Below are 26,977 nucleotides of genomic sequence, written 5' to 3'. Positions count from 1 at the left end.
GATCAGGTCTTTCTTAACACCACCACATCGCCGTTTGGTTGTTTAGCGACCGATAATTGCGTCAGGCTATCCAACGCAAAATCAACATCCGCCAGACGCGGCGTGTCGGCCGGCGCATTGACCGCAATGACGTGGCAGCCCGCAGCCAGTCCGGACAGCACGCCAGCCGGGGCATCTTCTACTACGACGCACTCCTGAGGGGCCAGGCCAAGCAGTTGTGCGCCCAGCAAATACGCATCCGGCTCCGGTTTGCCGCGTTTGACTCGTTCGGCGGTGACAAACACCTCTGGCGCTGGAAGGCCCGCGACCTGATGGCGCGCACGCGCGACCGGCATTGAACCGGAGGTGACGATAGCCCACGGAATGCCCGCTTTATTCAGGTGATTGAGTAAATCGACTGCCCCCGGCAGCGCGGTGATCCCTGCGGTTTCAGTGGCTTCTATTTGCTCCAGGCGCGTAAACTCAGCGGCAATTTCCGCCTCCGATTTACCCGCCATAAAATGCCGCAACGAGGTGATCGCCTGTTTGCCATGAATAAAGCCCAGCACCTCATCATGAGCAAGGTTAAAACGATCGGCCCAGCTACACCACGCGCGTTCGACGGCAGGTAATGAGTCAACCAACGTTCCATCCAGATCAAACAGAAAACCTTTACACTGCACGCGAGCCTCCTCAGGCATTAATGATTTGATTGATTTCATTCGCGCTCAGGTGGTACTGACGCGGGCAGGCATGCCAGACATTCAACATCCGCTGGTATTTTTCCCACATCGGCGTCTGGGCATTAAAGCCGTGCGTCCCGGCGTCAAAGTGAGTGTAGCGTCCTTCTATATTCACCATAAAACGGACATAGCCGAGGTAACGCGCTTCCGTCGCGGCGTCAAACCCCAGGAAGGTGACGCGACGTTCGTCGATGGCTTGCGTATCTTTGAGGTTGGTCCAGGAGACGTGCAGCGCATGGTACATCTCCATAATATCGATGATGGTACGACAGGTCTCTTCCGTCAGCTCGCCAAACTCGCGATCCAGCTCGCGCATCTGCAGGCCGTAGCCGCGTTCAATAATTGTTTGTAAGCGACGGTAACGCTCGGCGTTGGTGGGATCGAGCATCGTCATCATTTTGTACTGGTTAGACAAAATCAGACGTTGCGCGTTGGTCATTTCCATTTTGAACTCCTGTATCACGCTATAGCGATGAAAAAAAGAAGGCATTGGTATGCCTTCTTTTATATGCGTAATCCGGGGTCAATTACAAATCATCCAGGAAAGTTTTATCCAGTTGTTTGAAGGCGCGCTTAAGCGTGTCAGCTAATGCCTGGTAATCCGGCTTTCCTTCTACCGGCGCCAGCGCTTGTCCAGCCTCCTGCAATTTACCGCGAACTTCGTAAAACCAGTTAAGGATTGAAGGCGGCAACGGCGTCACGGAACGTTTCCCTAACCACCATAATCCCTGCATAGGCAAGCTCAGGGCGAACAGGGCGGTCGCCAGGGCCGGACCTAACTGACCGCCCAGCGCTATCTGCCAGCATAATGTAAAGACGGCGACAGGCGGCATAAATCGTATGGCATAGCGCGTCATACGAATGACGCGGTTTTCGACGAAAACGGGCGCCAGCCGTTTTTCCATCGGCCACGTCTTCGCGTAGTGTTGCCCCCGGCGAAATAAGCTAAAAAAATTTACGGAGCGATTATCCGGTGTCGACATGGCCTACCTCAACTTCACATATAAAATTTAAAAAATTTGTGCAAAACAACAACTGCGAGGGACAACGTTCAAAACATTTTGTCTTCGATACCCACTATCAGGTATCCTGTGTCGGCCTGTCAAAGGCCGGTAGTTTAAAATCATTGAGTCGTCAATATTACACATAGTATGCCATTGGCTGAAAAATACGCAAAATGGCATAGACTCAAAGGTATTTCTTCCATCATGCCCAAAAAAACTCCTGCGCATGATGTTAATCATAAATGTCAGGGCTATCATGCGCTACGCTCTATGGCTCACTGACGTTTTTTTAGCCACGTATCATAAATAGGTACTTCCATGTCGAGTAAGTTAGTACTGGTTCTGAACTGCGGTAGTTCTTCACTGAAATTTGCAATTATTGATGCAGTTAATGGTGATGAATACCTTTCTGGTTTAGCCGAATGTTTCCATCTGCCAGAAGCACGCATCAAATGGAAAATGGACGGCAGTAAACAAGAAGCGGCTTTAGGTGCAGGCGCCGCTCACAGTGAAGCGCTGAACTTTATCGTTAACACTATTCTGGCACAAAAACCAGAACTGTCTGCGCAGTTAACTGCAATTGGTCACCGTATCGTACACGGCGGCGAGAAGTATACCAGTTCCGTAGTCATTGATGAGTCCGTCATTCAGGGCATCAAAGATTCCGCCTCTTTCGCACCGCTGCATAACCCGGCTCACCTGATTGGTATCGCCGAAGCGCTGAAATCTTTCCCGCAGCTGAAAGATAAAAACGTTGCAGTATTCGACACCGCCTTCCATCAGACCATGCCGGAAGAATCTTACCTGTATGCCCTGCCGTACAGCCTGTATAAAGAACACGGCGTTCGTCGCTATGGCGCACACGGCACCAGCCACTTCTATGTAACTCAGGAAGCGGCAAAAATGCTGAACAAGCCGGTAGAAGAACTGAACATTATCACCTGCCACCTGGGCAACGGCGGTTCTGTTTCTGCTATCCGTAACGGTAAATGCGTGGATACCTCTATGGGTCTGACCCCGCTGGAAGGCCTGGTCATGGGTACCCGTTCCGGCGATATCGACCCTGCGATTATCTTCCACCTGCACGACACTCTGGGCATGAGCGTAGATCAGATCAACAAAATGCTGACCAAAGAGTCCGGTCTGCTGGGTCTGACTGAAGTGACCAGCGACTGCCGTTATGTTGAAGACAACTACGCCACCAAAGAAGACGCAAAACGTGCGATGGACGTTTACTGCCACCGCCTGGCGAAGTACATCGGTTCTTACACCGCTCTGATGGACGGTCGTCTGGATGCAGTCGTGTTCACCGGCGGTATCGGTGAAAACGCCGCGATGGTTCGCGAACTGTCTCTGGGTAAACTGGGCGTGCTGGGCTTTGAAGTCGACCACGAACGTAACCTGGCGGCCCGCTTCGGCAAATCTGGTTTCATCAACAAAGAAGGTACCCGTCCGGCGGTGGTGATCCCAACCAACGAAGAACTGGTTATCGCGCAGGACGCGAGCCGTCTGACTGCCTGATTTGACACCGCCAGCCTCGCTGGCGGTGCTGTTTTGTAACCCGTCTCCAAAAGACGGTAACGAAAGAGGATAAACCGTGTCCCGTATTATTATGCTGATCCCTACCGGAACCAGCGTCGGCCTGACCAGCGTCAGCCTCGGCGTCATCCGTGCTATGGAACGCAAAGGCGTTCGTCTGAGCGTCTTTAAGCCTATCGCCCAGCCTCGCGCTGGCGGCGATGCGCCTGACCAGACCACCACTATCGTTCGCGCGAACTCTACCCTGCCGGCGGCTGAACCGCTGAAGATGAGCCACGTTGAATCTCTGCTCTCCAGCAACCAGAAAGACGTGCTGATGGAAGAGATCATCGCGAACTACCATGCGAATACCAAAGACGCGGAAGTGGTGCTGGTTGAAGGTCTGGTTCCGACCCGTAAACATCAGTTCGCTCAGTCTCTGAACTATGAAATCGCGAAAACGCTGAATGCGGAAATCGTTTTTGTCATGTCTCAGGGGACCGACACGCCAGAACAGCTGAACGAGCGTATCGAATTGACGCGCAGCAGCTTCGGCGGCGCGAAAAATACCAACATCACCGGCGTTATCATCAACAAACTGAATGCGCCGGTTGATGAACAAGGCCGTACTCGCCCGGATCTGTCGGAGATCTTTGACGACTCTTCCAAAGCACAGGTGATCAAAATCGATCCTGCTAAACTGCAGGAATCCAGCCCGCTGCCGGTTCTGGGCGCGGTGCCGTGGAGTTTCGACCTGATTGCGACCCGCGCTATCGATATGGCGCGTCACCTGAACGCCACCATCATTAACGAAGGCGATATCAAAACCCGCCGCGTTAAATCCGTCACGTTCTGCGCGCGTAGTATTCCGCATATGCTGGAACATTTCCGCGCAGGATCGTTGTTAGTGACCTCCGCTGACCGTCCGGACGTACTGGTCGCAGCTTGCCTGGCCGCGATGAACGGCGTAGAAATCGGCGCCCTGCTGCTGACCGGCGGCTATGAAATGGACGCGCGCATTTCTAAACTGTGCGAACGCGCATTCGCCACCGGTCTGCCGGTCTTTATGGTGAACACCAACACCTGGCAGACTTCACTGAGCCTGCAAAGCTTCAATCTGGAAGTCCCGGTTGATGACCATGAGCGCATTGAGAAAGTTCAGGAATACGTCGCGAACTACGTTAACGCTGAGTGGATCGAGTCGCTGACCGCCACTTCCGAGCGTAGCCGTCGTCTCTCTCCGCCGGCGTTCCGCTACCAACTGACTGAGCTGGCGCGTAAAGCCGGTAAACGCGTAGTGCTGCCGGAAGGCGACGAACCGCGTACCGTCAAAGCGGCGGCAATCTGCGCTGAACGCGGCATCGCCACTTGCGTACTGCTGGGCAACCCGGATGAAATCAACCGTGTCGCGGCATCTCAGGGCGTTGAGCTGGGCGCAGGTATTGAAATCGTCGATCCGGAAGTGGTGCGTGAAAGCTATGTCGCTCGCCTGGTTGAGCTGCGTAAGAGCAAAGGCATGACCGAACCGGTTGCCCGCGAGCAGCTGGAAGACAACGTGGTGCTCGGCACGCTGATGCTGGAGCAAGACGAAGTCGACGGTCTGGTTTCCGGCGCGGTTCATACCACCGCCAACACCATCCGTCCGCCGCTGCAGCTTATTAAAACGGCGCCGGGTAGCTCCCTGGTCTCTTCTGTGTTCTTTATGCTACTGCCGGAGCAGGTTTACGTTTACGGCGACTGCGCAATCAACCCAGACCCGACTGCAGAGCAGCTGGCAGAAATCGCGATTCAGTCTGCGGATTCCGCCATTGCCTTCGGCATCGAACCGCGTGTGGCAATGCTCTCCTACTCCACCGGCACCTCTGGCGCAGGCAGCGACGTAGAGAAAGTACGTGAAGCGACGCGTCTGGCGCAGGAAAAACGTCCTGACCTGATGATCGACGGTCCGTTGCAGTACGACGCCGCGGTCATGGCTGACGTCGCGAAATCCAAAGCGCCGAACTCGCCGGTTGCGGGTCGCGCTACCGTGTTCATTTTCCCGGATCTGAACACCGGTAACACCACCTACAAAGCGGTGCAACGTTCTGCCGACCTGATCTCCATCGGGCCGATGCTGCAGGGTATGCGCAAGCCGGTGAACGACCTGTCCCGTGGCGCGCTGGTTGACGATATCGTCTACACCATCGCCCTGACGGCGATCCAGGCTTCTCAACAGCAGCAGTAACAGTAAAAGCTAATGCCGGATGGCGGCGTGAACGCCTTGTCCGGCCTACAGGTGAAATACCGTTGTAGGCCGGATAAGACGCGTTAGCATCGCCATCCGGCATTCTGCTATTTACCCTGCAAAGCGGAATTTTTTGCTTAACTGCGCTGCATCAATGAATAACTATTCCCTTCTTCTCATACTTAGCCTCTTTGCTTTGCAACAGGGATAGTCTGTCATGTCTGTCGTTACAGAATCAAAAACAGCCAGAAAATGGGCAATGCCCGATACGCTGGTCATCATCTTTTTTGTCGCCATTTTAACCAGTATCGCCACCTGGGTCGTCCCCGTTGGGATGTTTGATAGCCAGGAAGTGCAGTATCAGGTCGATGGCCAGACAAAAACCCGCAAAGTCGTCGACCCGCACTCTTTTCGCATTGTGACCAATGAGGCCGGGGAAGCGCAGTATCATCGCGTACAATTTTTCACTACCGGCGATGAAAGACTAGGACTGATGAATTTTCCGTTTGAAGGGTTAACATCCGGATCGAAATTCGGCACGGCCGTCGGCATCATTATGTTTATGTTGGTGATTGGCGGCGCATTCGGCATCGTGATGCGTACCGGCACCGTGGATAACGGCATTCTGGCGCTTATTCGCCACACGCGGGGCAACGAAGTCCTGTTTATTCCGGTGCTATTTGTCCTCTTTTCGTTAGGGGGCGCCGTATTTGGCATGGGCGAAGAGGCGGTCGCCTTTGCAATTATCATAGCCCCGCTGATGGTCAGGCTGGGCTATGACAGCATTACCACCGTCCTGGTGACCTATATCGCCACCCAAATTGGCTTTGCCAGTTCGTGGATGAACCCTTTCTGCGTAGTCGTCGCCCAGGGGATTGCCGGCGTGCCGGTACTTTCCGGCTCCGGGCTGCGTATTGTGGTCTGGATTGTCGCCACGCTGATTGGGCTGGTTTTTACGCTGGTCTACGCCTCACGCGTGAAAAAGAATCCGCTGCTTTCCCGCGTCCACGAATCCGATCGCTATTTCCGCGAACAGCAGGATGAAGTCGTCCAGCGCCCTTTCACCTTCGGTGACTGGCTGGTACTGCTGGTCCTGACCGGCGTAATGATTTGGGTCGTCTGGGGTGTGATTGTCCACGCCTGGTTTATTCCGGAGATCGCCAGCCAGTTTTTCACCATGGGCGTGGTGATCGGCCTCATCGGCGTTATCTTCCGCCTCAACGGTATGACGGTCAACGTGATGGCGTCCTCATTCACCGAAGGGGCGAGGATGATGATTGCGCCCGCCTTGCTGGTGGGTTTTGCCAAAGGCATTCTGCTGCTGGTCGGCAACGGCGAAGCCGGGGAACCCAGCGTGCTCAATACGCTGCTTAACAGTATCGCGCATGGCATCAGCGGGCTTAATAATGCTATCGCCGCCTGGTTTATGCTGCTCTTCCAGGCGGTATTTAATTTCTTTGTCACGTCCGGTTCGGGTCAGGCGGCGTTAACCATGCCATTACTGGCGCCGCTCGGCGATCTGGTCGGTGTTAACCGTCAGGTGACTGTTCTGGCCTTCCAGTTTGGCGATGGCTTCAGCCATATTATCTATCCGACATCGGCCTCGCTGATGGCCACACTGGGCGTGTGCCGGGTCGATTTTCGCAACTGGCTGAAAGTGGGGGCGTCGCTGCTGGGACTACTGTTTATTATGTCCAGCGTGGTCGTCATTGGCGCGCAGATGATGGGATATCATTGATCTAAAATGCCGGATGAGCATCAGCGCCATCCGGCAATATCTCCATGATTAAAGCAGTGATTTCGCGGCTTCTACAATCGCTGCGGCGGTGAGTCCGTACTCTTGTTGTAAGAAATCCTGCGTTCCTACCTGCCCATAACGCTCTTTGACGCCAACACGGCGCATCGGCACCGGGCAGTTTTCCACCAGCACTTCTGCCACCGCTGACCCCAGTCCATTATGGATGCTGTGGTTTTCACACGTGACGATACGCCGCGTTTTTTCCGCGTAGTTTTTCACCAACATGCGATCGATAGGCTTTAAGGTGAACATATCAATGACCGCGGCGCTCACGCCTTCCTGCTCCAGTTGGCGCGCCGCCTCCAGCGCCTCCGTCACCATAATACCGTTGGCGATAAGCGTAATATCATCGCCCTCGCGCAGTACGTTGCCCTTGCCAATGGTAAAGGTAGAGCCTGGCGCATAGATACTCCGCGCCTGCTTACGGATAGTACGTAGCCAGTAAAAACCGTCCAGGTCCATTAGCTGGCGTAAAATATCCGCGAACATCACCGCATCCGTCACCTCCAGTACTACGGAGTGCGCCAGCCCGCGAACAATCCCCATATCTTCAAAAGACATATGGGTGCCGCCGTTATGGCACGCCGTCACTCCGGCATCGGAGGCGATCACTTTGACGTTGTTACGCTGATAATCCAGCGCCATGAAGAGCTGATCAAAACAGCGACGGCTGGCAAAAGCGGTAAAGGTATGCACAAACGGTTTACGACCGGTCAGCGCCAGCCCCGCCGCAGTGCCAATCACATTCGCCTCCATAATACCGCAGTTAATGACATGCTGCGGGTAGTCACGCGCCACGCTATCCATCGCCATTGAGCTCATTAAATCAGCCTCAAGCGCAATAATTGGGCTTCCGGCCTCAATCTGCCCGGCGACAAAACCGGCGTAAACTTTGCGCATTTCGATATCGTCTTTAAGCCCTGCGGGCGCAAGCTTAATCATGCATGACCTCCAGTTGATGAATGGCCTCATTGAGCGTCTGCTTCATGCCATCCGTCAGGCGTAAGTGGTGAGAATTCGTTAACTGCTCCAGGCATGGCACCCCCTGCCCTTTAATGCTGTCAAGGATCACTACCCTTGGTCGGGCATCAGCGGGCGGCACTGGCTGAACCACCGCCAGTAGTCCGGCGATATCATCGCCTTTGACGGTGACGACATCGAAATCAAACGCGCGGAATTTCCCTTCCAGATCGAACGGATTGATAATCTCCTCCAGCTCGCCGTCAAGCTGCTGTTTATTCCAGTCAATGAAAACGGTCAGATTATTCAGGCGGTGGTGGGCAATAAACTGAAACGCCTCCCAGCACTGCCCTTCATTGAGCTCGCCATCGCCGACAATGCAAAATACCCGGTTGGGTCGCCGCGCCAGTTTATGCGACAGCGCCATACCGCCAGCAATAGAGATGCCCTGTCCCAGTGAGCCGGTCGTGGCGTCCACGCCGCGCGTTTTTAGCCGATCCGGATGGCTGGGAAGACGGGTGCCGTTCTGGTTAAGCGTATTCAGCTCTTCGCGCGGGAAATAGCCTTTAATCGCCAGGGTACTGTACAACGCGGGGCCCGCATGGCCTTTCGACAGTACGAAGTAATCGCGTTCCGGCCAGTCCGGGTCGGCAGGGTCGATTTTCATCACCGCGCCGTACAGAACCGCCAGAGTTTCCACTACCGACATGCTGCCGCCATAGTGACCAAAGCCAAGATGGTTTAAGGATTTGAGCGTGGCGACGCGAATGTCGCGCGCCAGTTGGGTGATTTCGGTTACGTTCATTCTTTCGCTCCGCTATTTTCCTGCACTTCGGCATTCGCTTTTTTGTTTTTGGCCAACACGTTGTACGCCACCAGTAGCGCGAATAGCGCCACCACCAGCCCCGTGATAGCCATCGGCGACAGATAACGCGCCAGGTTGCCCAGCAAAATACCGATTACACCAAAGTCAGCATCCGAGAACGTGGTATTGGCGAAGCCGATCGCGCCGAGAACCGGCAGTAACAGCACTGGCAGGAAAGTGATTAATAGACCATTAGCAAATGCGCCAATCATCGCCCCGCGGCGACCGCCGGTGGCATTGCCAAAGACGCCTGCGGTCGCGCCGGTAAAGAAGTGCGGCACAACGCCTGGCAGGATTAACACAAGCTTCATCTGTCCAAGCAGGAACAACCCCACCAGCCCGCCGAGAAAACTGAACAGGAAGCCAATCAGTACCGCGTTAGGGGCATAGGGATACACCACCGGGCAGTCCAGCGCCGGACGCGCGTTTGGCACCAGTTTTTCTGAAAATCCGGTAAAGGCCGGAACAATTTCCGCCAGAATCAGACGGACGCCTTGCAGAATGATGAATACGCCGGCGGCGAAGGTGATTGCCATGATGATGGCGTACACCAGATAGTTTTGCCCGCCGCTAAACGTCGCTTCGACATACTCACGCCCTGCGCTGACTGCCATGATCAGATAGATAATCATCATGGTCAGCGAAATCGAGATAGAACTGTCGCGTAAAAAACTGAGGTTTTTCGGCAGGTTCATCTCTTCCGTGGAGCGGGAGCCTTTACCACACAGGCTGCCAATCCAGCCGGAAAGCACATATCCCAGGGTACCGAAGTGACCAAACGCAATGTCATCGGTACCGGTAATCCGCCTCATATAACGTTGGGCCAACGCCGGGAAGAAGGCCATCACCAGCCCCAGGATCAGCGATCCGGTGAAGACCAGCCCTACGCCCTCAAACCCCGCCACGGTCAGGATTACGCCAATCATACAGGCCATGTAAAAGGTGTGATGCCCGGTCAAAAAGATATATTTAAGACGCGTAAAGCGCGCCACGACAATATTGGCCACCATACCAAATGCCATAATTAACGCCGTGGACGCACCATATTTTTCCAGCGCGATTGAAACTATCGCTTCATTATTAGGAATAATGCCCTGAATATTAAAAGCGTGTTCAAACATACCCCCTAGCGGATTTAATGAACCCACCAGTACGGTTGCGCCACCGCCAAGCACAATAAAACCTAAAATGGTTTTAATCGTGCCTTTTACCACATCGGAAAACGCTTTTTTCTGCGCCACCAGACCAATCAGCGCAATTAATCCTACAAGCACCGAGGGCACTTTTAAAATATCAACAACAAAATTCAGCGTTTCAAGGATAAACATATCCACCTCGCCAGCAATAATTATTGTTTAGCGAACCATGCGCGCAGCTGCGTTTCCAGTTCGTTGATGTCGATGATGTTATTGATCACCACCAGTTGGCTTTCCGGTACGCTGGCGCTGGCCGCAATATCTTTGGCCATTACAAAAAGATCGGCGGCCCCGGGCGTGGCCGATGAGAGATCGGAGTGTTCCACTTCAGCGTCAATATTGAGTTTCTTTAATACTTTTTTAATGTTCATTTCTACCATAAAACTACTACCCAGGCCGGAACCGCAAATTGCCATGATTTTCATTATTGTCACCTTTTAAAAGTAGAGTTGGTCTGCATCACGCACGGGCGTAATGTTATTTACCGCAAGAAAATGGAATAAAATCAGAAACGGTCAATAATCGTTTTAATGTCCTCCAGGTTTTTTGCCTGATGTAATTTTTCCATATCTACATCACTGGAAAATAATTCCGCCAGCGCCGATATCATTTCGATATGACTGTGCTTATCAGGCGCCGCCAGCATAATAATGATGTCAACCGGATCGAATTCGTCTGCGCCAAATGAAACGCCGCGCTGTAGTTTCAGTAACGATAAACCTAACCCTTTCGCCCCCTCTTCCGGCCTCGCATGCGGCATCGCTAACCCTGGCGCTAATACATAATACGGCCCAAGCTTTTGGTGCTGCTGAACAATCGCCGTAATGTATTCCGGTGCGATAACACCTGCGTCCAGCAGGGGTTTGCCGCAAATTTCCAGCGCCTGCGGCCACGTTTCCACGCTCTCCTGTAGCGTGATGGTTGCGTCAGATAACCAGGTTCCCAGCATGTTATTCGCCCCCACGGTGTATGAAATTATGAACAAACTTTATTCAAGCCATTCGATATTAGCTGCGATCGTTATCACAAAGATAGCGCTACCAGCGACTATTACTCAAAATTGTGATAGCGCTATCAAATTAAAATCATGGTGTGAAATCACAGCAAAAAAGCGGATTTAAGGCGTATACTGCCAATTATGCGAAGCAAAGAACGACAATAAAAAAGCATCTCAACATGTTGTAATGACGCAGGAATTTGTATGTCGATACCCCGTAAACGGCGCAGTACCGGTAAAGTGACTATCGCCGATGTAGCCCAACTTGCCGGTGTAGGCACGATGACCGTATCACGAGCCTTACGCACGCCGGAACAGGTCTCTGATAAACTCCGGGAAAAAATCGAAGCGGCAGTGCATGAGCTGGGCTATATGCCTAATCTCGCCGCCAGCGCGCTGGCGTCTGCCTCCTCGCACACCATCGCGATGGTCGTACCGAACCTTGCGGAAGCGGGGTGTTCTGAAATGTTCGCCGGGCTGCAACAAATTTTACAGCCCGCAGGCTACCAGATTATGCTGGCGGAATCGCAGCATCGCGTGGAACAAGAGGAGAAGCTGCTCGAAACGCTGCTGGCCTCCAACATTGCCGCGGCGATTCTGCTTAGCGTCGAACATAGCACTACTGTGCGCCAGTGGCTGAAAAATGCCTCTATCCCGGTGATGGAGATGGGCGCGATTCGCAGCGATCCTATTGATATGAATATCGGTATTGATAACGTTGCGGCAATGTATGAGCTGACGGAAATGCTGATTCAGCGCGGTTATCAGAATATCGGGCTACTATGCGCCAATCAGGAGCAGTGGATTTTTCAGCAACATCTGCACGGCTGGTACAAAGCGATGCTTCGCCACCATATGTCGCCAAACCGGGTGATTAATGCCGCCTTGCCGCCCAATTTTTCTACCGGCGCGTCGCAACTGCCGGAGTTTTTACTGGCGTGGCCGGAGCTGGACGCGCTGGTATGCGTATCGGATGAGCTGGCCTGCGGCGCGTTATACGAGTGCCAACGACGGCGGATCAAAGTTCCGGACGATTTAGCGGTGGTCGGGTTTGGCGATAGCGATGTCAGCCGGGTCTGCCAGCCGCCGTTAACCACCATGGCCGTACCGCACCGTAAGATTGGCAGTGAAGCCGGACGGGCGCTGTTGGAAAGGTTAAATCAGGGAAACTGGAGCGATCGAAAATCCATCGCCTCCAGTTTATGTATGCGGGAAAGCTGCTAAAACGCTTATTCCGTCTCTTCCGGTTTCTCCTGGAGCGCGGCTTCGTTTTTGGCGTTGCGGGTCATCCACAGCGCCAGCGCTTTGAGCGAGTCCGGCGTAAACTCATCACAGCGCGCGGTGATCTCCTCCGGAGTCAGCCAACACACTTCGCTGACTTCATCTTCCTGAAGCGCGAAAGGCCCGTGGGAAACGCAGCTAAACAGAGCGCCCCAAACCCGGCAATGTGGGTCTTCAAAGTAAAACAGACCGTGTTCGGCAAACGGCACGCCTGCAATACCCAACTCTTCTTCCGCTTCGCGGCGGGCAGATTCCAGTAGCTGCTCATCAGCCTGGACCACGCCGCCTGCGGTAGCATCTAACATACCGGGCAAAAAATCTTTTGTTTCGGTACGACGCTGCACCAGAATTTTACCCATACCATCATGAACGACGATATACGTCGCACGATGCCGTAAGCGTTGCGCACGCATCTGTTCCCGGCTGGACTGTGCAATGACTTCATTGTCTTCATTCACAATATCCACCCATTCCGTACTTGCCAAACGACGCTGTTCCACCATCAGGAAACCTTCTTATTTCTGGCGCTCTTACGGCGCATTTACGTTTGTGAGGTAAATTACGAGTTAATTGCAACCTGCGCAATGATACTTTGATCATTGAGTGCGATTACGCTCAACACATTATCATCCAGAATACCGTAGCTTGCCGCATACCCGCCTTTCGGGATGCTCACTGACCCAGGATTAAAGTGATACAGTCCTTCCTGCTGTTGCGCCACCGGCAGATGCGTATGACCATAGACCAACACATCGCCAGTATGCAGAGCGGGCAGATTCGTCGGCCCGAAGAGGTGCCCATGCGTTAAAAATAGCCGCCTCTCTTGCGTCAATATTTGCTGCCACGGCGCAGTTATCGGGAAATGCAGCAGCATCTGATCCACTTCGCTATCGCAGTTGCCGCGCACGGCAATGATTTGCGTCGCCACCGCGTTCAGGCGTTCGGCGACCTGGGCGGGCGCATAGCCTTCAGGCAGCGCATTTCGCGGCCCGTGGTTAAGGACGTCGCCTAATATCACCAGCCAACGCGCGCCGCTTTGCGCGAACCGCTCAAGCACGCGTTCCGTGGCGGGTAAAGAACCATGAATGTCCGATGCGAACATCAGTTTCATCGCTCACTCCTCGTTGTGAAAAACGGCGTTATGATACTGGAATATGAATAGATTTTCAGCCTGAACGCTTCGAGGAAAGCGCAATAAAACGCTGTACGGAAGCACGCTGCCACTGGAATGTCGCATATGCCGACAGCGATGCCGGCACGTCATCGCCATGCAGCGCCAGACGATTGATCATCAATGCCAGATCGGTATCGGCAATGCACCATTCACCAAATAAATTTTGCGTCCCCTGCCCCAATAGCGCTTCAGCCGTCGCAAACAGTTTTGCCGCACTGGCTTTTCCAGCCTCGCTTAGCGGCGCTTTTTTCGCCCCGGCAAACACCACGTCGGTAGGCCGTTCTTCGCGAAGCGGCAGTAAATCGCTGCGTAGCCACGCCTGAATCTGTCGCGCGCGGGCGCGTTTTTGTAAATCGTGCGGGTAGATACGCTCCCACTGCGGCGGCGCGAAACGCTCCTCCAGGTATTCCGCAATAGCGGACGACTCGCTCAGCTCAAAATTGTCGGCCTCAAGCACCGGTACGCGCTGCGTCAGCGCATATCCCCGCCAGCCAGGTTGCAGATGTTCTCCCTGGTCCAGATCGCGGGTTTTCAGAGTAAAGGAAAGCCCTTTTTCTTGTAATGCCACCCAGGCGGACAAGACGTAGGGAGAGAAAAAGTTCGCATCCGACCACAGCACAATAACAGGCTTACTCATAATGTCCTCTTGAGGGCGTATTAAGTTTCTTCCCAAAATATAGCGTCTTTCGCCTGCTGTCACCTGATGAAAACTCACACACATCAGGAGGCTTTCTATACTTAATTCAGCCCAGACTCTTTACGCACATGCAGGAGCCAAAATGATTGACCTTTACTACGCCCCCACGCCCAACGGGCATAAAATAACGCTGTTTCTGGAAGAGGCGGAGCTGGCGTATCGTTTGCTAAAAGTAGATATCAGCAAGGGCAATCAGTTTCGCCCTGATTTTTTGGCTATCTCTCCCAATAATAAAATTCCTGCCATCGTCGATCACGCCCCGGCAGACGGCGGTCAACCGCTTAGTCTTTTTGAATCCGGTGAAATTCTTCTCTACCTGGCGGAAAAAAGCGGCAAACTGCTTAGCGGGGAGCTGCGTGAACGCCATACCACACTGCAATGGCTGTTCTGGCAGGTCGGCGGGTTAGGGCCGATGCTGGGCCAGAATCATCACTTTAACCATTTTGCGCCGCAGGCCATCCCCTATGCGATTGAACGCTATCAGGTTGAAACGCAACGCTTATACAACGTCCTGAATAAACGCCTGGAAACCTCCCCGTGGCTGGGCGGCGACCACTACAGTATTGCGGATATCGCCAGTTGGCCGTGGGTTAACGCACATCAGCGTCAGCGAATCGATCTTGATACCTACCCGGCGGTGTATAACTGGTTTGAACGCATTCGCACGCGTCCTGCGACAGCGCGCGCACTGTTACAAGCGCAACTGCACTGTAACAGTACGAAAGCGTAACGCGGTAGCATACATCATGTATGATGTAGAGGTGTATACACGGAAAAAACCTGCGTCCGGCACCCTTATTCGTATTAAAAACCTGACATTAGGGAAGAGGAAATCCTCCCTACTCTGGAGGTCATATGCAGATTCTGATTACCGGCGGTACGGGCCTGATAGGGCGTCATCTCATTCCCCGGCTGCTAACACTGGGGCATCAGGTGACGGTCGTTACGCGCAATCCCGATAACGCGCGTCAGATTCTCGATTCCAGAGTGACATTATGGAAAGGGCTGGCGGAACGTGAGCACCTCAATGAGATTGATGCCATCATCAATCTGGCGGGCGAACCGATTGCCGACAAGCGCTGGACGTCGCAACAAAAAGAACGGTTGTGCCAAAGCCGCTGGGCTATCACGCAAAAGTTGGTGGATTTAATTCATGCCAGCGCAACGCCGCCCTCGGTGTTGATATCCGGCTCCGCCACGGGCTATTACGGCGATCTGGGCGACGCTGTCGTCACTGAAGATGAGCCGCCGCACAACGAATTTACGCATAAACTTTGCGCCCGCTGGGAACAGATTGCCTGTCGTGCGCAGAGCGACCAGACCCGCGTCTGCCTGCTGCGTACCGGCGTTGTCCTGGCGCCGCAAGGCGGGATTCTGGGGAAAATGGTTCCGCCGTTTCGCCTCGGGCTCGGCGGTCCGGTGGGTAATGGTCGACAATATCTGGCCTGGATTCACATCGACGATATGGTCAACGGCATCCTGTGGCTGCTGGATAACGATCTTCGCGGTCCCTTCAATATGGTCTCGCCGTATCCCGTCCATAATGAGCATTTTGCTCATGCGCTGGGTCGCGCGCTGCGCCGTCCGGCGATTATTCGCATTCCGGCGACGGCAATTCGCTTATTGATGGGAGAGTCGTCAGTGCTGGTGCTGGGCGGACAGCGGGCGCTGCCAAAACGGCTTGAAGCCGCCGGATTCGCATTTCGCTGGTATGATTTAGAAGAGGCGCTGGCGGATGTGATTCGCTAGTTCCCAAAGCGCCGTATCCTGCCCGGTAAGCGATGCGCCGCCGGGCTTCTTTTATTTCAGCGAGCCTTTCAGGAATTGCTGTAAACGCGGGCTTTGCGGATTGCCGAACACCTGCTCCGGATCACCCTCTTCTTCAATTTTCCCCTGATGCAGAAAAATAACGTGCGAAGAGACATGGCGAGCGAAGCCCATTTCATGCGTGACCACCACCATCGTTTTGCCTTCTTCCGCCAGTTGTTGCATGATGCGCAACACTTCGCCGACCAGTTCAGGATCGAGTGCCGATGTGGGTTCATCGAACAGTAAAACGTCAGGCTCCATCGCCAGCGCACGCGCAATAGAAACGCGCTGCTGTTGGCCGCCGGAGAGATGGACGGGATATTTGCCCTGAGCGCGCTCATCAATCCCCACCTTCGCCAGATATTTCAACGCCCGCTCGCGCGCGTCGTGCTTGCTTAATCCCAGTACCTGAATCGGCGCTTCCATCACATTTTCCAGCACCGTCATGTGGCTCCAGAGGTTGAAGTGCTGAAACACCATCGTCAGGCGGGTACGCAACAAGCGTAGCTGATTTTTATCCGCCACTTTGAGCTGCCCGTCTTTATCGCGGACCAGATTAATGTTCTGACCGTTCACGATAATCGCGCCTTCGCTCGGTTTTTCGAGGAAGTTAATACAGCGCAAAAAAGTACTTTTACCGGAGCCGGACGAGCCGATAATGCTAATCACATCTCCGGCGCGGGCCTGCAGCGATACCCCTTTCAGCACTTCATGACCGCCGTAGCGTTTGTGCAAATCGATAACGTGTAATTTATTTTCTGACATCATGTTACTCGAATTATTTAGAGGACACGTGCTGCAACCAGCGTCTTTCCGCCCGACGGAACAGGCTTATCAGGACATACGAAATGAGTAAATACAACACGGCGGCAATGCCAAACGCGGTAAACGGCTGGTAAGTCGCTGAGTTAATATCGCGGGCGATTTTCAACAAATCCGGCACCGTCGCGGTAAACGCCAGCGCCGTAGAGTGCAGCATTAAAATCACTTCGTTGCTGTAGGCAGGCAAGGCGATGCGTAATGCCGACGGCAAAATAATGCAGCGATACATTTTAAATGACGAGAAGCCATAGGCCCGTGCCGCTTCAATTTCACCGTGCGGCACCGAGCGAATCGCCCCGGCGAAAATTTCCGTGGTGTACGCGCAGGTATTCAGCGTCAGCGCCAGTACGGTACAGTTCAGTCCGCTGCGGAAAAACGCGTTAAGAAGATCGGTGCCTTTGACTATCTCCAGCGTATACATTCCCGAATAGAACACCAGTAGCTGTACGTACAGCGGCGTGCCGCGAAAAATATACGTAAACAGCCAGATGGGAAAACGGATGAATTTATTACTGGAAACGCGGCCTACCGCCAGAATCACCGCCAGAAGACCGCCCATCACCACCGATGAAATTAACAGCCACAGCGTAATCGCCACGCCGGTAAAACGATAGCCATCCGTCCACAGCAGGGATTTCCAGTACTCCTGAATGATCTCAATCACAAATCGGCCCTCTTCACGCCCACGGAATAGCGACGCTCAAGTAAGAGCAGCACACCATTGGAAACGGTGGTAAATACCAGGTAGATGAGTCCACAGACCACGGCAAAATAGAAAGGCTCCCAGGTGCTTTTGCCGGCAAGCTGCGTGGCTTTGACGACATCTTCCAGGCCCAGCAGCGACACCAGCGCCGTCGCTTTGAGTATCACCTGCCAGTTATTGCCGATCCCCGGCAGGGCGTAACGCATCATCGCCGGGAACATAATCCGCCGGAAGGTTTGCCCGTGGGTAAAACCAAAGGCCGTCGCCGCCTCGATATGGCCTTTCGGCACCGCCATAAACGCGCCGCGAAAGGTTTCGGTAAAATAGGCGCCGTAGATGAAACCAAGGGTGATAATACCGGCCACCATCGGATCAATATCTATCTGGTCGATACCCAGCGAATCGGTCACCACGTTAAGCGCGATTTGCAATCCGTAAAATATCAGCAGCATTAAGACCAGATCCGGCACCCCGCGAATCAGGGTGGTGTATCCTTCAAAAATAAGCCCCGTTACCCGGTTTTGCGAAAGCTTCGCCCCCGCGCCGACAAGACCGATAAGCACGGCCAGCACCACGGAACTGAGCGCCAGTTCCAGCGTGACGATCGCGCCCTGTAAAATTACGCCTGAAAACCCGTACAACATGCAGCCTGTCCTGTTGTGTGTGGTGAAGTAAGAAGCCTCTTTTGCATTTTTGCCTCACATCACGCCGGATGGCGGCTGTGCCTTTCCCGACCTACGATGCTCCGTAGGCCTGACATGCACAGCGCCATCAGGCAATGCAGACAGTCAACATTCTTTGGGCTTTATCTGCACCGACGGTGATTAACCGCCATAAACATCAAAATCAAAGTACTTTTTCGCCAGCTTTTCGTAAGTACCGTCAGCACGCATTTCAGCAAAGGCTTTGTTCAGCGCTTCGCGCAGCTCGTTATCCTCTTTGCGCAGCCCCATACCGGTTCCTACGCCGAATAACTTCTCATCTTTCACCGCCGGGCCGCCGAATTTATAGTCTTTTCCGACGGGCTGTTTAAGGAAACCTTCGCTGGCCGCGACCTCGTCCTGGAACGCTGCATCAATACGGCCAGCCGTCAGATCGGAATAAATGTTGTCCTGCCCCTGGTAAGAGACGATCTCAATCCCTTTCGGCGCCCAGTGCTCATTGCCGAAGGTCTCCTGCGTTGTCCCCTGTAGCACGCCGACGCGCTTGCCTTTCAGCGACGCGACGGTCGGCTGAATATCAGAGTTCTTCGCCACCACCAGACGGGAATCAGCGGCGTAAAGCTTGTCGGTAAACGCGATTTCCTGCTGGCGCTTTTCAGTGATGGACAGCGAGGACATGATGGCATCAATTTTCTTCGCTTTTAAAGACGGAATCAGCGCATCCAGCGGGTTTTCCACGAACGTACACTGTGTGTTGATACGTTTGCACAGCTCTTTGGCCAGATCGATATCAAAGCCGACCAATTCACCTTGTGCATTTTTGGATTCAAACGGTGCGTATGTAGGATCGGTACCGATACGAATCTTTTGTGGAATAGCGGCAAATGCTGCGGTAGCGCTGGAAAATGCCAGCACCAGAGAAAGGGATAACGCCAGTTTTTTCATAACTATCCTCAACAGACTGTCTTTCCAGGAGATCTTTACAGATCCGATGCGACTATCGTGCCATTAATCAGGCCGACAAGGCAAAGCATTCTACCTTGTCAGCCGGTTTATTTTGCATAAAAATCGATTAAGTATGCATTTATGTGCCTGTTCCGCAACGGCTTATGCACCAAAAAGGTGCAAAACATCTATTTTGCACCGTGATAGTTCCCCATCGCGGCGCGTTATCCCCTTTTCTCAATCGCCGTAGACATTAAAATCGAAGTACTTTTTGGCCATTTTGTCGTAAGTTCCGTCCTGGCGCAGTTCGGTCAGCGCTTTATCAAACGCGGCTTTTAGCTCGGTATCGTCTTTGCGCAGCCCAACCCCCGTCCCGTCGCCAAAATATTTTTTATCCTTCACGGAAGGACCGGCAAACGCATACTCTTTGCCCGCTGGCTGCTTCAGGAATCCTTCGCTGGCGGCGACTTCATCCTGCAATGCAGCATCCAGGCGACCGGCGGTTAAATCGGAATAGATAAGATCCTGGTTGGCATAAGCCACCACATCCACACCTTTAGTGCGCCAGTTATCATTGGCGTAAGCCTCTTGCGTGGACCCTTGCAGCACGCCGACATGCTTGCCTTTCAGCGATTCCAGCGTCGGCTGAATGGGAGACCCTTTTGCCGCAATCAGACGTGAATCCGCCGCGTAAAGTTTGTCGGAAAACGCAATTTCTTGCTGGCGTTTATCGGTGATAGAGAGCGATGAAATAATGGCATCAATTTTTTTCGCTTTTAGTGAGGGAATAAGCGCATCAAAGTCGCTGGCGACCCAGGTACATTTCACCTGCATACGCTTACACATTTCATTACCGAGATCGATATCAAAGCCAATAAACTCGCCTTTGGCATCTTTTGATGAGAAAGGCGCGTAGGTGGTATCTGTTCCAATACGAACCGTTTGCGGGAGCGCGGCGTAACTGGCCGCCGTCGCGCCCAGACCTATCAGCAAAGACAAAGCGAGAACGGTCTTCTTCATACATACCCCTCAAGTGGCGTCATTTTCTTATGTTTTACGTGGTGTTGTGTGTTTGCAGACTTTTTCATGCAGGTCTTATGCCATTTTCACGTCAGCAAAACGATTCGACGTTAAATTTGTTAATAAAACGTTGCAATATTGTCCTGATGTTGAAGATAGCAGGTATGACGGTTGAACCGCAGCGTTTCGGCGGCTTTTAACGAATTAAATGTTGAGGATATGATCGCGGTTACAAAATTGCCCTGAAACAGGGCAACAGGGACAATAATGCACGCTAAACAGACAACGCTATGCGCCCTGCCAGCGAACAAAAAGATCGTGCGGAAGGGGGATATCAAACTGATCCAAAACTCGGTTAACCGTTTGATTTATAATATCATCTAACGTCTGAGGAAGATGATAAAAAGCCGGAACCGGCGGCATAATCACCGCGCCTATCTCAGCGGCCTGGGTCATTAAACGCAAATGCCCGATATGCAGCGGCGTTTCGCGCACACACAGCACCAGAGGTCGCCGCTCTTTTAATATCACATCCGCCGCGCGGGTAAGCAGTCCGTCAGTATAACTGTGGACAATCCCCGACAGCGTTTTAATCGAACAGGGCAAGATAACCATTCCCGCCGTCGGGTAAGAGCCCGAGGAAATGCTGGCGGCAATGTCGCGCGCATCGTGCGTCACATCGGCCAGCGCCTGCACCTCGCGCAGCGAAAAATCGGTCTCCAGCGCCAGCGTTTGCCGGGCCGCCTGGCTCATCACCAGATGCGTTTCCACGCTATCGACATCGCGCAAAATTTGTAATAAGCGCACGCCATAAATCGCTCCGCTGGCGCCGCTAATTCCTACAATGAGTCGTTTCATGTTCTCTTACCGTTTACGAGCGCCGTTCATCCCACTGTGTTACGTAATCGGCTCAAAGTGGGTCTGAAGAGATACCATGACAAAAGAATCCCTATCATAAAAGCCAGCTCAACCAACATTATCACTACCCCTTGCTCACTAAACCAGGTGCCGACCATAATGGCAAAATTGGTGATAATGACAAATCGGGCCGTCCAGGGGAAAAGCGGCGATCTGTAGCGTAGCAAATCGCTGGCGTACGTTCCATTACGCACCGATTGTCGGAAGCGATACTGGCACCATCCGATGGTTATCCATGCCAGGCAACCCACCTGCCCGGTACTGGCGATCAGATATAAATAAAATTGCTGTGCAGGAATATAGCGGGTCAGCAACGACACCAACGCCAGCAAGGCCGTGATTAAAATAGCATACACCGGCACGCCGCCGCCGTTCGTTTTACCAAAGCAGGCTGGCGCAAAGCGATCGCCCGCCATAGACCACAGCATACGCGAACTGGCGTAAATGGCCGAGTTAGCGGCAGAAACCGCGGCGGAAAAGATCACCAGCGTCATCAGCGTATCCGCCCCCGGAATGCCCGCGTGGGAGAATACCCATACAAAGGGACTTTGTCCATTTGGCGTCAGTTCATGCGGATAGACCAGCGCCAGCACCGCAATCGCCAGGCCGTAAAACAAAATGATTCTGAGACCGATCCCCAGGATCACTTTCGGTAAAATAATGTGCGGCGATTCGGTCTCCCCTGCCGCATTTCCTACCAGTTCCACCCCCTGGAAGGAGTAAATCACGATCGTCATACAGACCACAATTTGCTCCCAACCGTGGGGAAACCACATTCCGTCTGCTTTTAATGTCGGGTGCCAGTCGCTATGGCCCATTAGCGAGTAGATCATGACCCCGCCCGCGCAGATAAACAGCACGATCGCGAAGACCTTAATGGCCGAAAGCCAGTATTCGCATTCGCCAAAACTTTTTGCGGAGGTAAGATTGATGGCCGTCAGGATGAGCAGAATCGCCAGGCAGAACATATATACCGGAACCGCGGGGAAAAACTGGTGAGCAATAAACCCTGCGGCAGTGAGGTCGGCTGCCAGGGAAAAGACCCAGCTAAACCAGTAAAGCCAGCCAATGGTATAGCTCCAGCAAGGTGACGGCATAAACATCAGCGCGTAATGTTGAAATGAACCGGAGTGAGGAAAGGCGCATGATAATTCGCCAAGACACATCATCGTCGCCAGCATAATGGTTCCGGCAAACAGATAGGCCAGTAAGGTTCCCGCCGGCCCGACGCTGCTTAACGGCTCGGCAATGCCGATAAATAAGCCGGTGCCAATCGTGCCGCCCAGCGACATCATCAGCAGATGCCGTTTCTTCAGGTTACGCCGCAGACCGCCTTCAGGCTCTGCTGGCGGTGATTGTTGCAGGGTATCCATCGTTACTCCCTGTCTTTCGTGAGGTCAAAGATGCCGCCGCGACATAGCCGCGGCGGTTATGCGTTAACGCGTAAACCTCCAGGCGACGCCTTTGGTCTGGCAGGCCATTAACAGGCCCGTATAATCCAGCTCAAAGCGAACCACATCGCCTACTTTTAGCGACTGACGACAATCTTCAATATCCACCAGCGTATGATCGCTGGTTTGCCCTAAGATAGTGATAGCGTCGTCGCATGGCACACAGTTATCCGACGGCACATCCTGGCGACCAAACGCCAGCAATGCGCGTCGGCGTATGCCACGATCGACAAAGGTTTTACTTTGCAAAAAGGCATCGACGCCCAGCTCCCCGACCGGGACGGTCGGTTTACTGTTCAGTTCGATGATTTCCGCTTCCAGGATATACATATCGGAACAGGCTTTATCGACCGGTTTTGCGGAGTGGTGAAATTCATTCAGGTATTTCATGTCCACATATTCAATGCCGAATTCATGCAGTCCGCCGATGCGCAGATGATTCAGCCCCTGCGGCCAGATACCTTTATCCAGCAGGTGATAGCTGGTGCAGTTTCCCGCAGAAAGCCGCCGGACAGGAATACCGCTGTCGGCTTCCAGCCGGGCGGCCAGCGCCAGAAAATCCTCGCCATTTTTTACCGTTGGCAACACGGTGCCGTAACAATTAAAGTTGGTGCCCAGTCCATATAATTCCAGACCGGGCAGACCAGTAATCAGAGTCACGGTCTCAAGAATGCGTTGATATTCACCAAACCAGATACCCTCGCGTAAATCGCCCATATCCACCATCAGTAATACCTGATGCGTTTTCCCCTGGCGTTGGGCTTCCTGCGATAATGCCCGTAATACCACCGGCTCGCTATTTAAACTAATATCCGCGTAGCGCACCACATCTTCGATTTCACTCAGACACGGGCTGCGTAACAGGCAGGTCGTACATCCTGTCTCGCGTATTTTTTTCAAATTATAGGTTCGTGATTCAGCAATAACGGTAATTCCGCCGTTGAACACCGCCTGCGCGGTTTCCACGCAGCCGTCAAAAACTTTATTGACAGCCATCACGTCAATACCGCTGCTTGCCAGCAGAGTTTTTTCCGTGCGGGCGTTTTCTTCCAGCTTGCGTAGATTTATTTCCAGAACTGGCATATACATTTTATTTTCCTCCCGCCATGCTTAAACGGGCATTACGTTTCTGCGCCCGATGGTAAATGTACTCCGCGACAACAACCGCCAGCACGGCTCCGCCAATAATTTTCCCGGCGTACTGGAAATATCCGCCCATATCAATTTGAGAAGGCGGAATAAATAACAGCGCAACGGCAAAGGCTATAGAAAGAAAACCCAGCGCGGGTAAAATAGCCGGTAAAACCTTGCCCGGAATTTTAAAACTTCTTGGCGTATCCGGCTGAGTCTTACGTAAACGCCAGAACGCCGGGAACATCACCAGATAAGGAATAAAATAGGTGATGGTCGTTAGCGCCGTTAACATCCAGTAGGCCGCCGCAACGCTTGGCGAAATAAAAGTCGAAAAACACAGGACCGTGACGATAATCGCCTGTACAGTCAAGGCAAAGGCGGGCGTTTTCCACACCGGATGTAATTTGCCGATTCGGTCCCCCAGCAGATTATCTTCACGCGAGGCTTCCTGGAGCATATAAATCGGCCCCACCAGCCAGGAGTTAATCTGCCCGAGAGCGCCAAAAAACATACAGATGGCCATAACAGGAATTAACCACGGCATATGCAGCGTGTCCGCAGCAGCATGCATAGCCTGCATGACGCCTGCCACGATGTCGGTTTTCCCGGCGGGTAAAAGCGTGTTTAGCGCCCAGGTGCCGACCATATAGATCCCAACGATAACGGCGGCGGAGACGGCCATCGCTCGCGGAAAATCACGCTGTGGATTACGGGTACGCCCAGCAATCATCGGGGCGACCTCCAGTCCGGCAAACGCAAACATCATGCTGGATAAGAAAACGATCGTATCCCAGTGTCCGAGATCCGGAATCCAGTTTTTCGCTGTAGTGTAGTCCGTCTGCATCTGGTGTCCGGTACATAGCCATACCACCGCCAGCAAAATGAGGATAGCGGAGGGAATAAATACGCCGCACCAGGCGCTGATGCTATTAATAATTTTTGTCCATTCCATCCCGCGGATATTCATCAGCGTTAATAGCCAGAAAATTACCGCGGAACCAATACCGATAAATGCTTTATTTTCCGCCAGGCCGCCGCCGATCATATAGCCCAACGCGGTAAAGCCGAATTGCAGCATTAATGGGAAAAACAGTACGCAGGAAAAGAGAAAACAAACCACGACAATCCATGCAATACGTTTACCAAATGCCTCTTTAATCCAGACAAATATCCCGCCATCTTTCGGCCAGCCGGTTGACAGCTCGCCGCATACCATCGCTAAAGGAAAAAACAAGCAGAATGCGGCTATCACCCATAACAACATGGCCGATGCCCCGTAAGGCGCCACGTTAGGGATTTGCCGCAAACTCAGAATAGCGATGACATTCATAAAGACAATGTCTTTGATGCCAAGTAAGCCAGAATTCGTGTTACTCATGGCCATCTCCTGTTATGCATTCAGGCATCACTGCCCTCTTCTTATCATCTGACGACGGGCTTCAGCATGAAACTGAAGCCCAAAACAGTATTAATAAATGTCGTACTTGACCATGTCTTCGTAACTGTCTTCCCGACGAATCAGACGCGTCTCACCATTTTTATCGATCATCACCACGCCCGTGCGCGGACGGTTGTTATAAACGGTTTGACTTTCAATGGTGTATGCCCCGGCATCAAGAAACGCGACAATATCGCCAACATGAGTCTCCTTCGGCAGTAAAAACTCTTCGCCTTTCACTCCCATGTGGAAATAATCTCCGCCATCACACAGCGGCCCGGCTAATTTTATCCAGGCGTCGTGCGCTGCCGTCATGCGAGAGGCGTTATAGACATAAAAGAACCAGTCAAAATGCTGGCTGTCAGAGAGTACGCTGTAACCAGCGTCGACAAATTTCCATTCAACGTGGCATTCCACATTGCCGTTAAGATCGTAATTTGTTTTACGTTTTTCGCAGGAGACTTCCGTCAGTAAAACCGCCGCCGACCCGGTCACTTTACGTCCCGGTTCAATACATATTTCCACATCGGTACGCCATTTATGCACTTCGCGAATGACCGCATCGGCAAAATCCTGGGCGGTAATACCGGCATACATATTATCTTTTAACGGGTCGCCATTCTCGTCGTCATATTTATAGGGAACCGGAATTCCGCCGCCCACGTTGATCAAATCAAATTTAATACCGAGCACCTCTTCCAGGCGACGGGATTCATCCACCAGCACTTTAGTCGCTTTTGCGAAAGGCTCTGACTCCGGCACCTGATCACCCACATGCATATGCAAGCCGCGCAAATGCACATAAGGCATCGCCAGAATGCGGCGGCAGGTTTCTTCCGCCTGTTCCAGGTCGAGACCCGACTTCGCATGGAAAGCGGTAACCAGTTCCGCATGCGTCGCCGAGGGAACATTCGGCTCTACGCGGACGCAAACATTGGCGACTTTCTTCAGCCTGCGAGAGATGGCATCAATATGTTCCAGCTCATACAGGCTATCAACATTAATAAGATACAGATCGTTAGCGATGGCATATTCCAGATCGGCAGGCTTTTTCACCACGCCGTTGAAGACGATCTGATCGCCGCGAAAGCCTATCTCCAGACACTTGCGAACCTCATATTGTGAGTTTGCCTCCGCGCAAATTCCGGCGTCACGAATGGCTTTCAACACCCCCATGACCGAGCAGGTTTTTGACGCAAAGAAGGTTTTGGTATTTTTATGCGCCGCAAATGCCTGCTGGATTTCATGAATGTTACGAATAATCTCCGGCTCAGAAAACACATAGAACGGCGTGGGGTACTGGCGCGCCAGAGCGTCCAGATCGACCCCTTCAAAACACAAATGACCGTCTTTGTGCTGGAAACGGCGATCGCCGTTGATTACCTGCTCACGTAGCTGGTTGTAATTCTGCATAATCGAGTCAGTCATAACGCCCTCTGCTTAATGTTTATGGTAAAAATCCGCATTCTTTACAGGGGATAAAGCAAAAGGCATGCCACTATTTTTTATAAAAATAATCAATTACTTATAAAAATAAGCTATTTCTCATTTTCGTCATTGAGTTTGCTATTCATCACAACGACGAAAATTCGTCACTTTTATAATGACAACATGAACAATAGATATGAGGAATGCATAT

Annotated in this window: 27 protein-coding genes; 6 read left to right on the top strand and 21 right to left on the bottom strand. The window is 52.7% G+C overall.

What is annotated here, in order from left to right; all coding sequences use genetic code 11:
• Window positions 1-2: 2 nt before the first annotated feature.
• The 3 genes from LDB27_RS06950 to yfbV form a co-directional block, all read right to left on the bottom strand.
• On the bottom strand, window positions 3-680 hold the full coding sequence (locus LDB27_RS06950; protein WP_001555201.1) for a sugar phosphatase: 678 nt from the start codon (window positions 678-680) through the stop codon (window positions 3-5).
• Window positions 673-1,167 (bottom strand): YfbU family protein, encoded by a 495-nt coding sequence (locus LDB27_RS06945; protein WP_000426135.1) that lies wholly within the window; start codon window positions 1,165-1,167, stop codon window positions 673-675. The genes LDB27_RS06950 and LDB27_RS06945 overlap by 8 nt, the downstream gene beginning before the upstream one ends.
• Window positions 1,168-1,249: 82 nt before the next feature.
• Complete coding sequence (yfbV, locus tag LDB27_RS06940; RefSeq protein ID WP_225519931.1) at window positions 1,250-1,705, bottom strand: terminus macrodomain insulation protein YfbV; 456 nt, start codon at window positions 1,703-1,705, stop codon at window positions 1,250-1,252.
• 339 nt (window positions 1,706-2,044) lie between these two features.
• Here yfbV and ackA point away from each other — a divergent pair, with 339 nt between their 5' ends.
• The 3 genes from ackA (at window position 2,045) to yfcC (ending at window position 7,206) form a co-directional block, all read left to right on the top strand.
• A complete protein-coding gene (gene ackA / locus LDB27_RS06935) occupies window positions 2,045-3,247 on the top strand; it encodes an acetate kinase (RefSeq protein WP_000095689.1) in 1,203 nt (400 codons plus the stop codon).
• Between the two features lie 76 nt (window positions 3,248-3,323).
• Window positions 3,324-5,468 (top strand): phosphate acetyltransferase, encoded by a 2,145-nt coding sequence (pta, locus tag LDB27_RS06930; protein WP_000086692.1) that lies wholly within the window; start codon window positions 3,324-3,326, stop codon window positions 5,466-5,468.
• Between the two features lie 217 nt (window positions 5,469-5,685).
• Window positions 5,686-7,206 (top strand): putative basic amino acid antiporter YfcC, encoded by a 1,521-nt coding sequence (gene yfcC, locus LDB27_RS06925; protein WP_122066093.1) that lies wholly within the window; start codon window positions 5,686-5,688, stop codon window positions 7,204-7,206.
• Window positions 7,207-7,254: 48 nt separating this feature from the next.
• Here the strand turns inward: yfcC and LDB27_RS06920 are convergent, their stop codons facing one another.
• From LDB27_RS06920 to LDB27_RS06900, 5 genes are all read right to left on the bottom strand, one after another.
• On the bottom strand, window positions 7,255-8,208 hold the full coding sequence (locus tag LDB27_RS06920) for a transketolase family protein (protein ID WP_000593028.1): 954 nt from the start codon (window positions 8,206-8,208) through the stop codon (window positions 7,255-7,257).
• The gene (locus LDB27_RS06915; RefSeq protein ID WP_001103261.1) at window positions 8,201-9,031 is read right to left on the bottom strand and encodes a transketolase; all 831 of its coding nucleotides are present in this window, start codon (window positions 9,029-9,031) and stop codon (window positions 8,201-8,203) included. Before LDB27_RS06915 ends, LDB27_RS06920 begins: the two co-directional genes overlap by 8 nt.
• Window positions 9,028-10,419 carry a PTS ascorbate transporter subunit IIC gene (locus LDB27_RS06910; protein WP_001518515.1) on the bottom strand — a complete coding sequence of 464 codons (1,392 nt, stop codon included), beginning with the start codon at window positions 10,417-10,419 and terminating at the stop codon, window positions 9,028-9,030. Before LDB27_RS06910 ends, LDB27_RS06915 begins: the two co-directional genes overlap by 4 nt.
• Window positions 10,420-10,439: 20 nt before the next feature.
• A complete protein-coding gene (locus tag LDB27_RS06905; protein ID WP_000699818.1) occupies window positions 10,440-10,712 on the bottom strand; it encodes a PTS sugar transporter subunit IIB in 273 nt (90 codons plus the stop codon).
• An 80-nt stretch (window positions 10,713-10,792) separates the two neighbouring features.
• Window positions 10,793-11,236: a PTS sugar transporter subunit IIA gene (locus LDB27_RS06900; protein ID WP_000901810.1), complete on the bottom strand. Its 444-nt coding sequence runs from the start codon at window positions 11,234-11,236 to the stop codon at window positions 10,793-10,795.
• Window positions 11,237-11,488: 252 nt separating this feature from the next.
• Between LDB27_RS06900 and LDB27_RS06895 the strand changes: the two genes are divergently transcribed.
• Window positions 11,489-12,508: a LacI family DNA-binding transcriptional regulator gene (locus LDB27_RS06895; RefSeq protein WP_000026949.1), complete on the top strand. Its 1,020-nt coding sequence runs from the start codon at window positions 11,489-11,491 to the stop codon at window positions 12,506-12,508.
• A gap of 5 nt (window positions 12,509-12,513) precedes the next feature.
• Here the strand turns inward: LDB27_RS06895 and yfcD are convergent, their stop codons facing one another.
• Genes yfcD through yfcF form a run of 3 tightly spaced genes read right to left on the bottom strand, consistent with a single transcriptional unit; the run spans window position 12,514 to window position 14,376 of the window.
• Window positions 12,514-13,068 carry an NUDIX hydrolase YfcD gene (gene yfcD, locus LDB27_RS06890; protein ID WP_000230214.1) on the bottom strand — a complete coding sequence of 185 codons (555 nt, stop codon included), beginning with the start codon at window positions 13,066-13,068 and terminating at the stop codon, window positions 12,514-12,516.
• Between the two features lie 56 nt (window positions 13,069-13,124).
• Window positions 13,125-13,676, bottom strand: coding sequence for a phosphodiesterase (gene yfcE / locus LDB27_RS06885; RefSeq protein ID WP_000772458.1), 552 nt, complete (start codon window positions 13,674-13,676; stop codon window positions 13,125-13,127).
• A 55-nt stretch (window positions 13,677-13,731) separates the two neighbouring features.
• A complete protein-coding gene (gene yfcF / locus LDB27_RS06880) occupies window positions 13,732-14,376 on the bottom strand; it encodes a glutathione transferase (protein WP_000043011.1) in 645 nt (214 codons plus the stop codon).
• Between the two features lie 142 nt (window positions 14,377-14,518).
• Between yfcF and yfcG the strand changes: the two genes are divergently transcribed.
• Both yfcG and LDB27_RS06870 read left to right on the top strand, forming a co-directional pair.
• Window positions 14,519-15,166, top strand: coding sequence for a GSH-dependent disulfide bond oxidoreductase (gene yfcG / locus LDB27_RS06875; protein ID WP_000566563.1), 648 nt, complete (start codon window positions 14,519-14,521; stop codon window positions 15,164-15,166).
• Window positions 15,167-15,291: 125 nt separating this feature from the next.
• Window positions 15,292-16,185 (top strand): TIGR01777 family oxidoreductase, encoded by an 894-nt coding sequence (locus tag LDB27_RS06870; RefSeq protein ID WP_001166272.1) that lies wholly within the window; start codon window positions 15,292-15,294, stop codon window positions 16,183-16,185.
• 51 nt (window positions 16,186-16,236) lie between these two features.
• On the opposite strand, the gene hisP is transcribed toward LDB27_RS06870, so the two are convergent.
• The 10 genes from hisP to LDB27_RS06820 all read right to left on the bottom strand — a co-directional run bounded on the left by hisP (window position 16,237) and on the right by LDB27_RS06820 (window position 26,766).
• The gene (gene hisP, locus LDB27_RS06865; protein ID WP_001293591.1) at window positions 16,237-17,010 is read right to left on the bottom strand and encodes a histidine ABC transporter ATP-binding protein HisP; all 774 of its coding nucleotides are present in this window, start codon (window positions 17,008-17,010) and stop codon (window positions 16,237-16,239) included.
• A 13-nt stretch (window positions 17,011-17,023) separates the two neighbouring features.
• Window positions 17,024-17,731 carry a histidine ABC transporter permease HisM gene (hisM, locus tag LDB27_RS06860; protein ID WP_000569771.1) on the bottom strand — a complete coding sequence of 236 codons (708 nt, stop codon included), beginning with the start codon at window positions 17,729-17,731 and terminating at the stop codon, window positions 17,024-17,026.
• Complete coding sequence (locus tag LDB27_RS06855) at window positions 17,728-18,414, bottom strand: histidine ABC transporter permease HisQ (protein ID WP_000965498.1); 687 nt, start codon at window positions 18,412-18,414, stop codon at window positions 17,728-17,730. The genes hisM and LDB27_RS06855 overlap by 4 nt, the downstream gene beginning before the upstream one ends.
• Window positions 18,415-18,594: 180 nt before the next feature.
• A complete protein-coding gene (gene hisJ / locus LDB27_RS06850) occupies window positions 18,595-19,377 on the bottom strand; it encodes a histidine ABC transporter substrate-binding protein HisJ (protein WP_000731868.1) in 783 nt (260 codons plus the stop codon).
• 237 nt (window positions 19,378-19,614) lie between these two features.
• Window positions 19,615-20,397, bottom strand: a complete 783-nt coding sequence (gene argT / locus LDB27_RS06845; RefSeq protein WP_000754423.1) for a lysine/arginine/ornithine ABC transporter substrate-binding protein ArgT — start codon at window positions 20,395-20,397, stop codon at window positions 19,615-19,617.
• Between the two features lie 288 nt (window positions 20,398-20,685).
• On the bottom strand, window positions 20,686-21,255 hold the full coding sequence (locus LDB27_RS06840; protein WP_000825676.1) for a UbiX family flavin prenyltransferase: 570 nt from the start codon (window positions 21,253-21,255) through the stop codon (window positions 20,686-20,688).
• Between the two features lie 26 nt (window positions 21,256-21,281).
• Window positions 21,282-22,688 carry an amino acid permease gene (locus LDB27_RS06835; RefSeq protein WP_000380350.1) on the bottom strand — a complete coding sequence of 469 codons (1,407 nt, stop codon included), beginning with the start codon at window positions 22,686-22,688 and terminating at the stop codon, window positions 21,282-21,284.
• A 63-nt stretch (window positions 22,689-22,751) separates the two neighbouring features.
• Window positions 22,752-23,855, bottom strand: a complete 1,104-nt coding sequence (locus tag LDB27_RS06830) for an alanine/ornithine racemase family PLP-dependent enzyme (protein WP_000281915.1) — start codon at window positions 23,853-23,855, stop codon at window positions 22,752-22,754.
• Window position 23,856: 1 nt separating this feature from the next.
• Window positions 23,857-25,278, bottom strand: a complete 1,422-nt coding sequence (locus LDB27_RS06825; protein ID WP_000072512.1) for an APC family permease — start codon at window positions 25,276-25,278, stop codon at window positions 23,857-23,859.
• A gap of 90 nt (window positions 25,279-25,368) precedes the next feature.
• Window positions 25,369-26,766 carry a diaminopimelate decarboxylase family protein gene (locus LDB27_RS06820; RefSeq protein WP_000132314.1) on the bottom strand — a complete coding sequence of 466 codons (1,398 nt, stop codon included), beginning with the start codon at window positions 26,764-26,766 and terminating at the stop codon, window positions 25,369-25,371.
• Window positions 26,767-26,977: the final 211 nt, after the last annotated feature.

Origin of the sequence: Salmonella sp. JXY0409-18, from assembly GCF_020268625.1 — a bacterium.
Taxonomy (GTDB): domain Bacteria; phylum Pseudomonadota; class Gammaproteobacteria; order Enterobacterales; family Enterobacteriaceae; genus Salmonella; species Salmonella enterica.
Note: the sequence above shows the minus strand (reverse complement) of the source record. Positions and strands in the feature narration are given on the sequence as shown.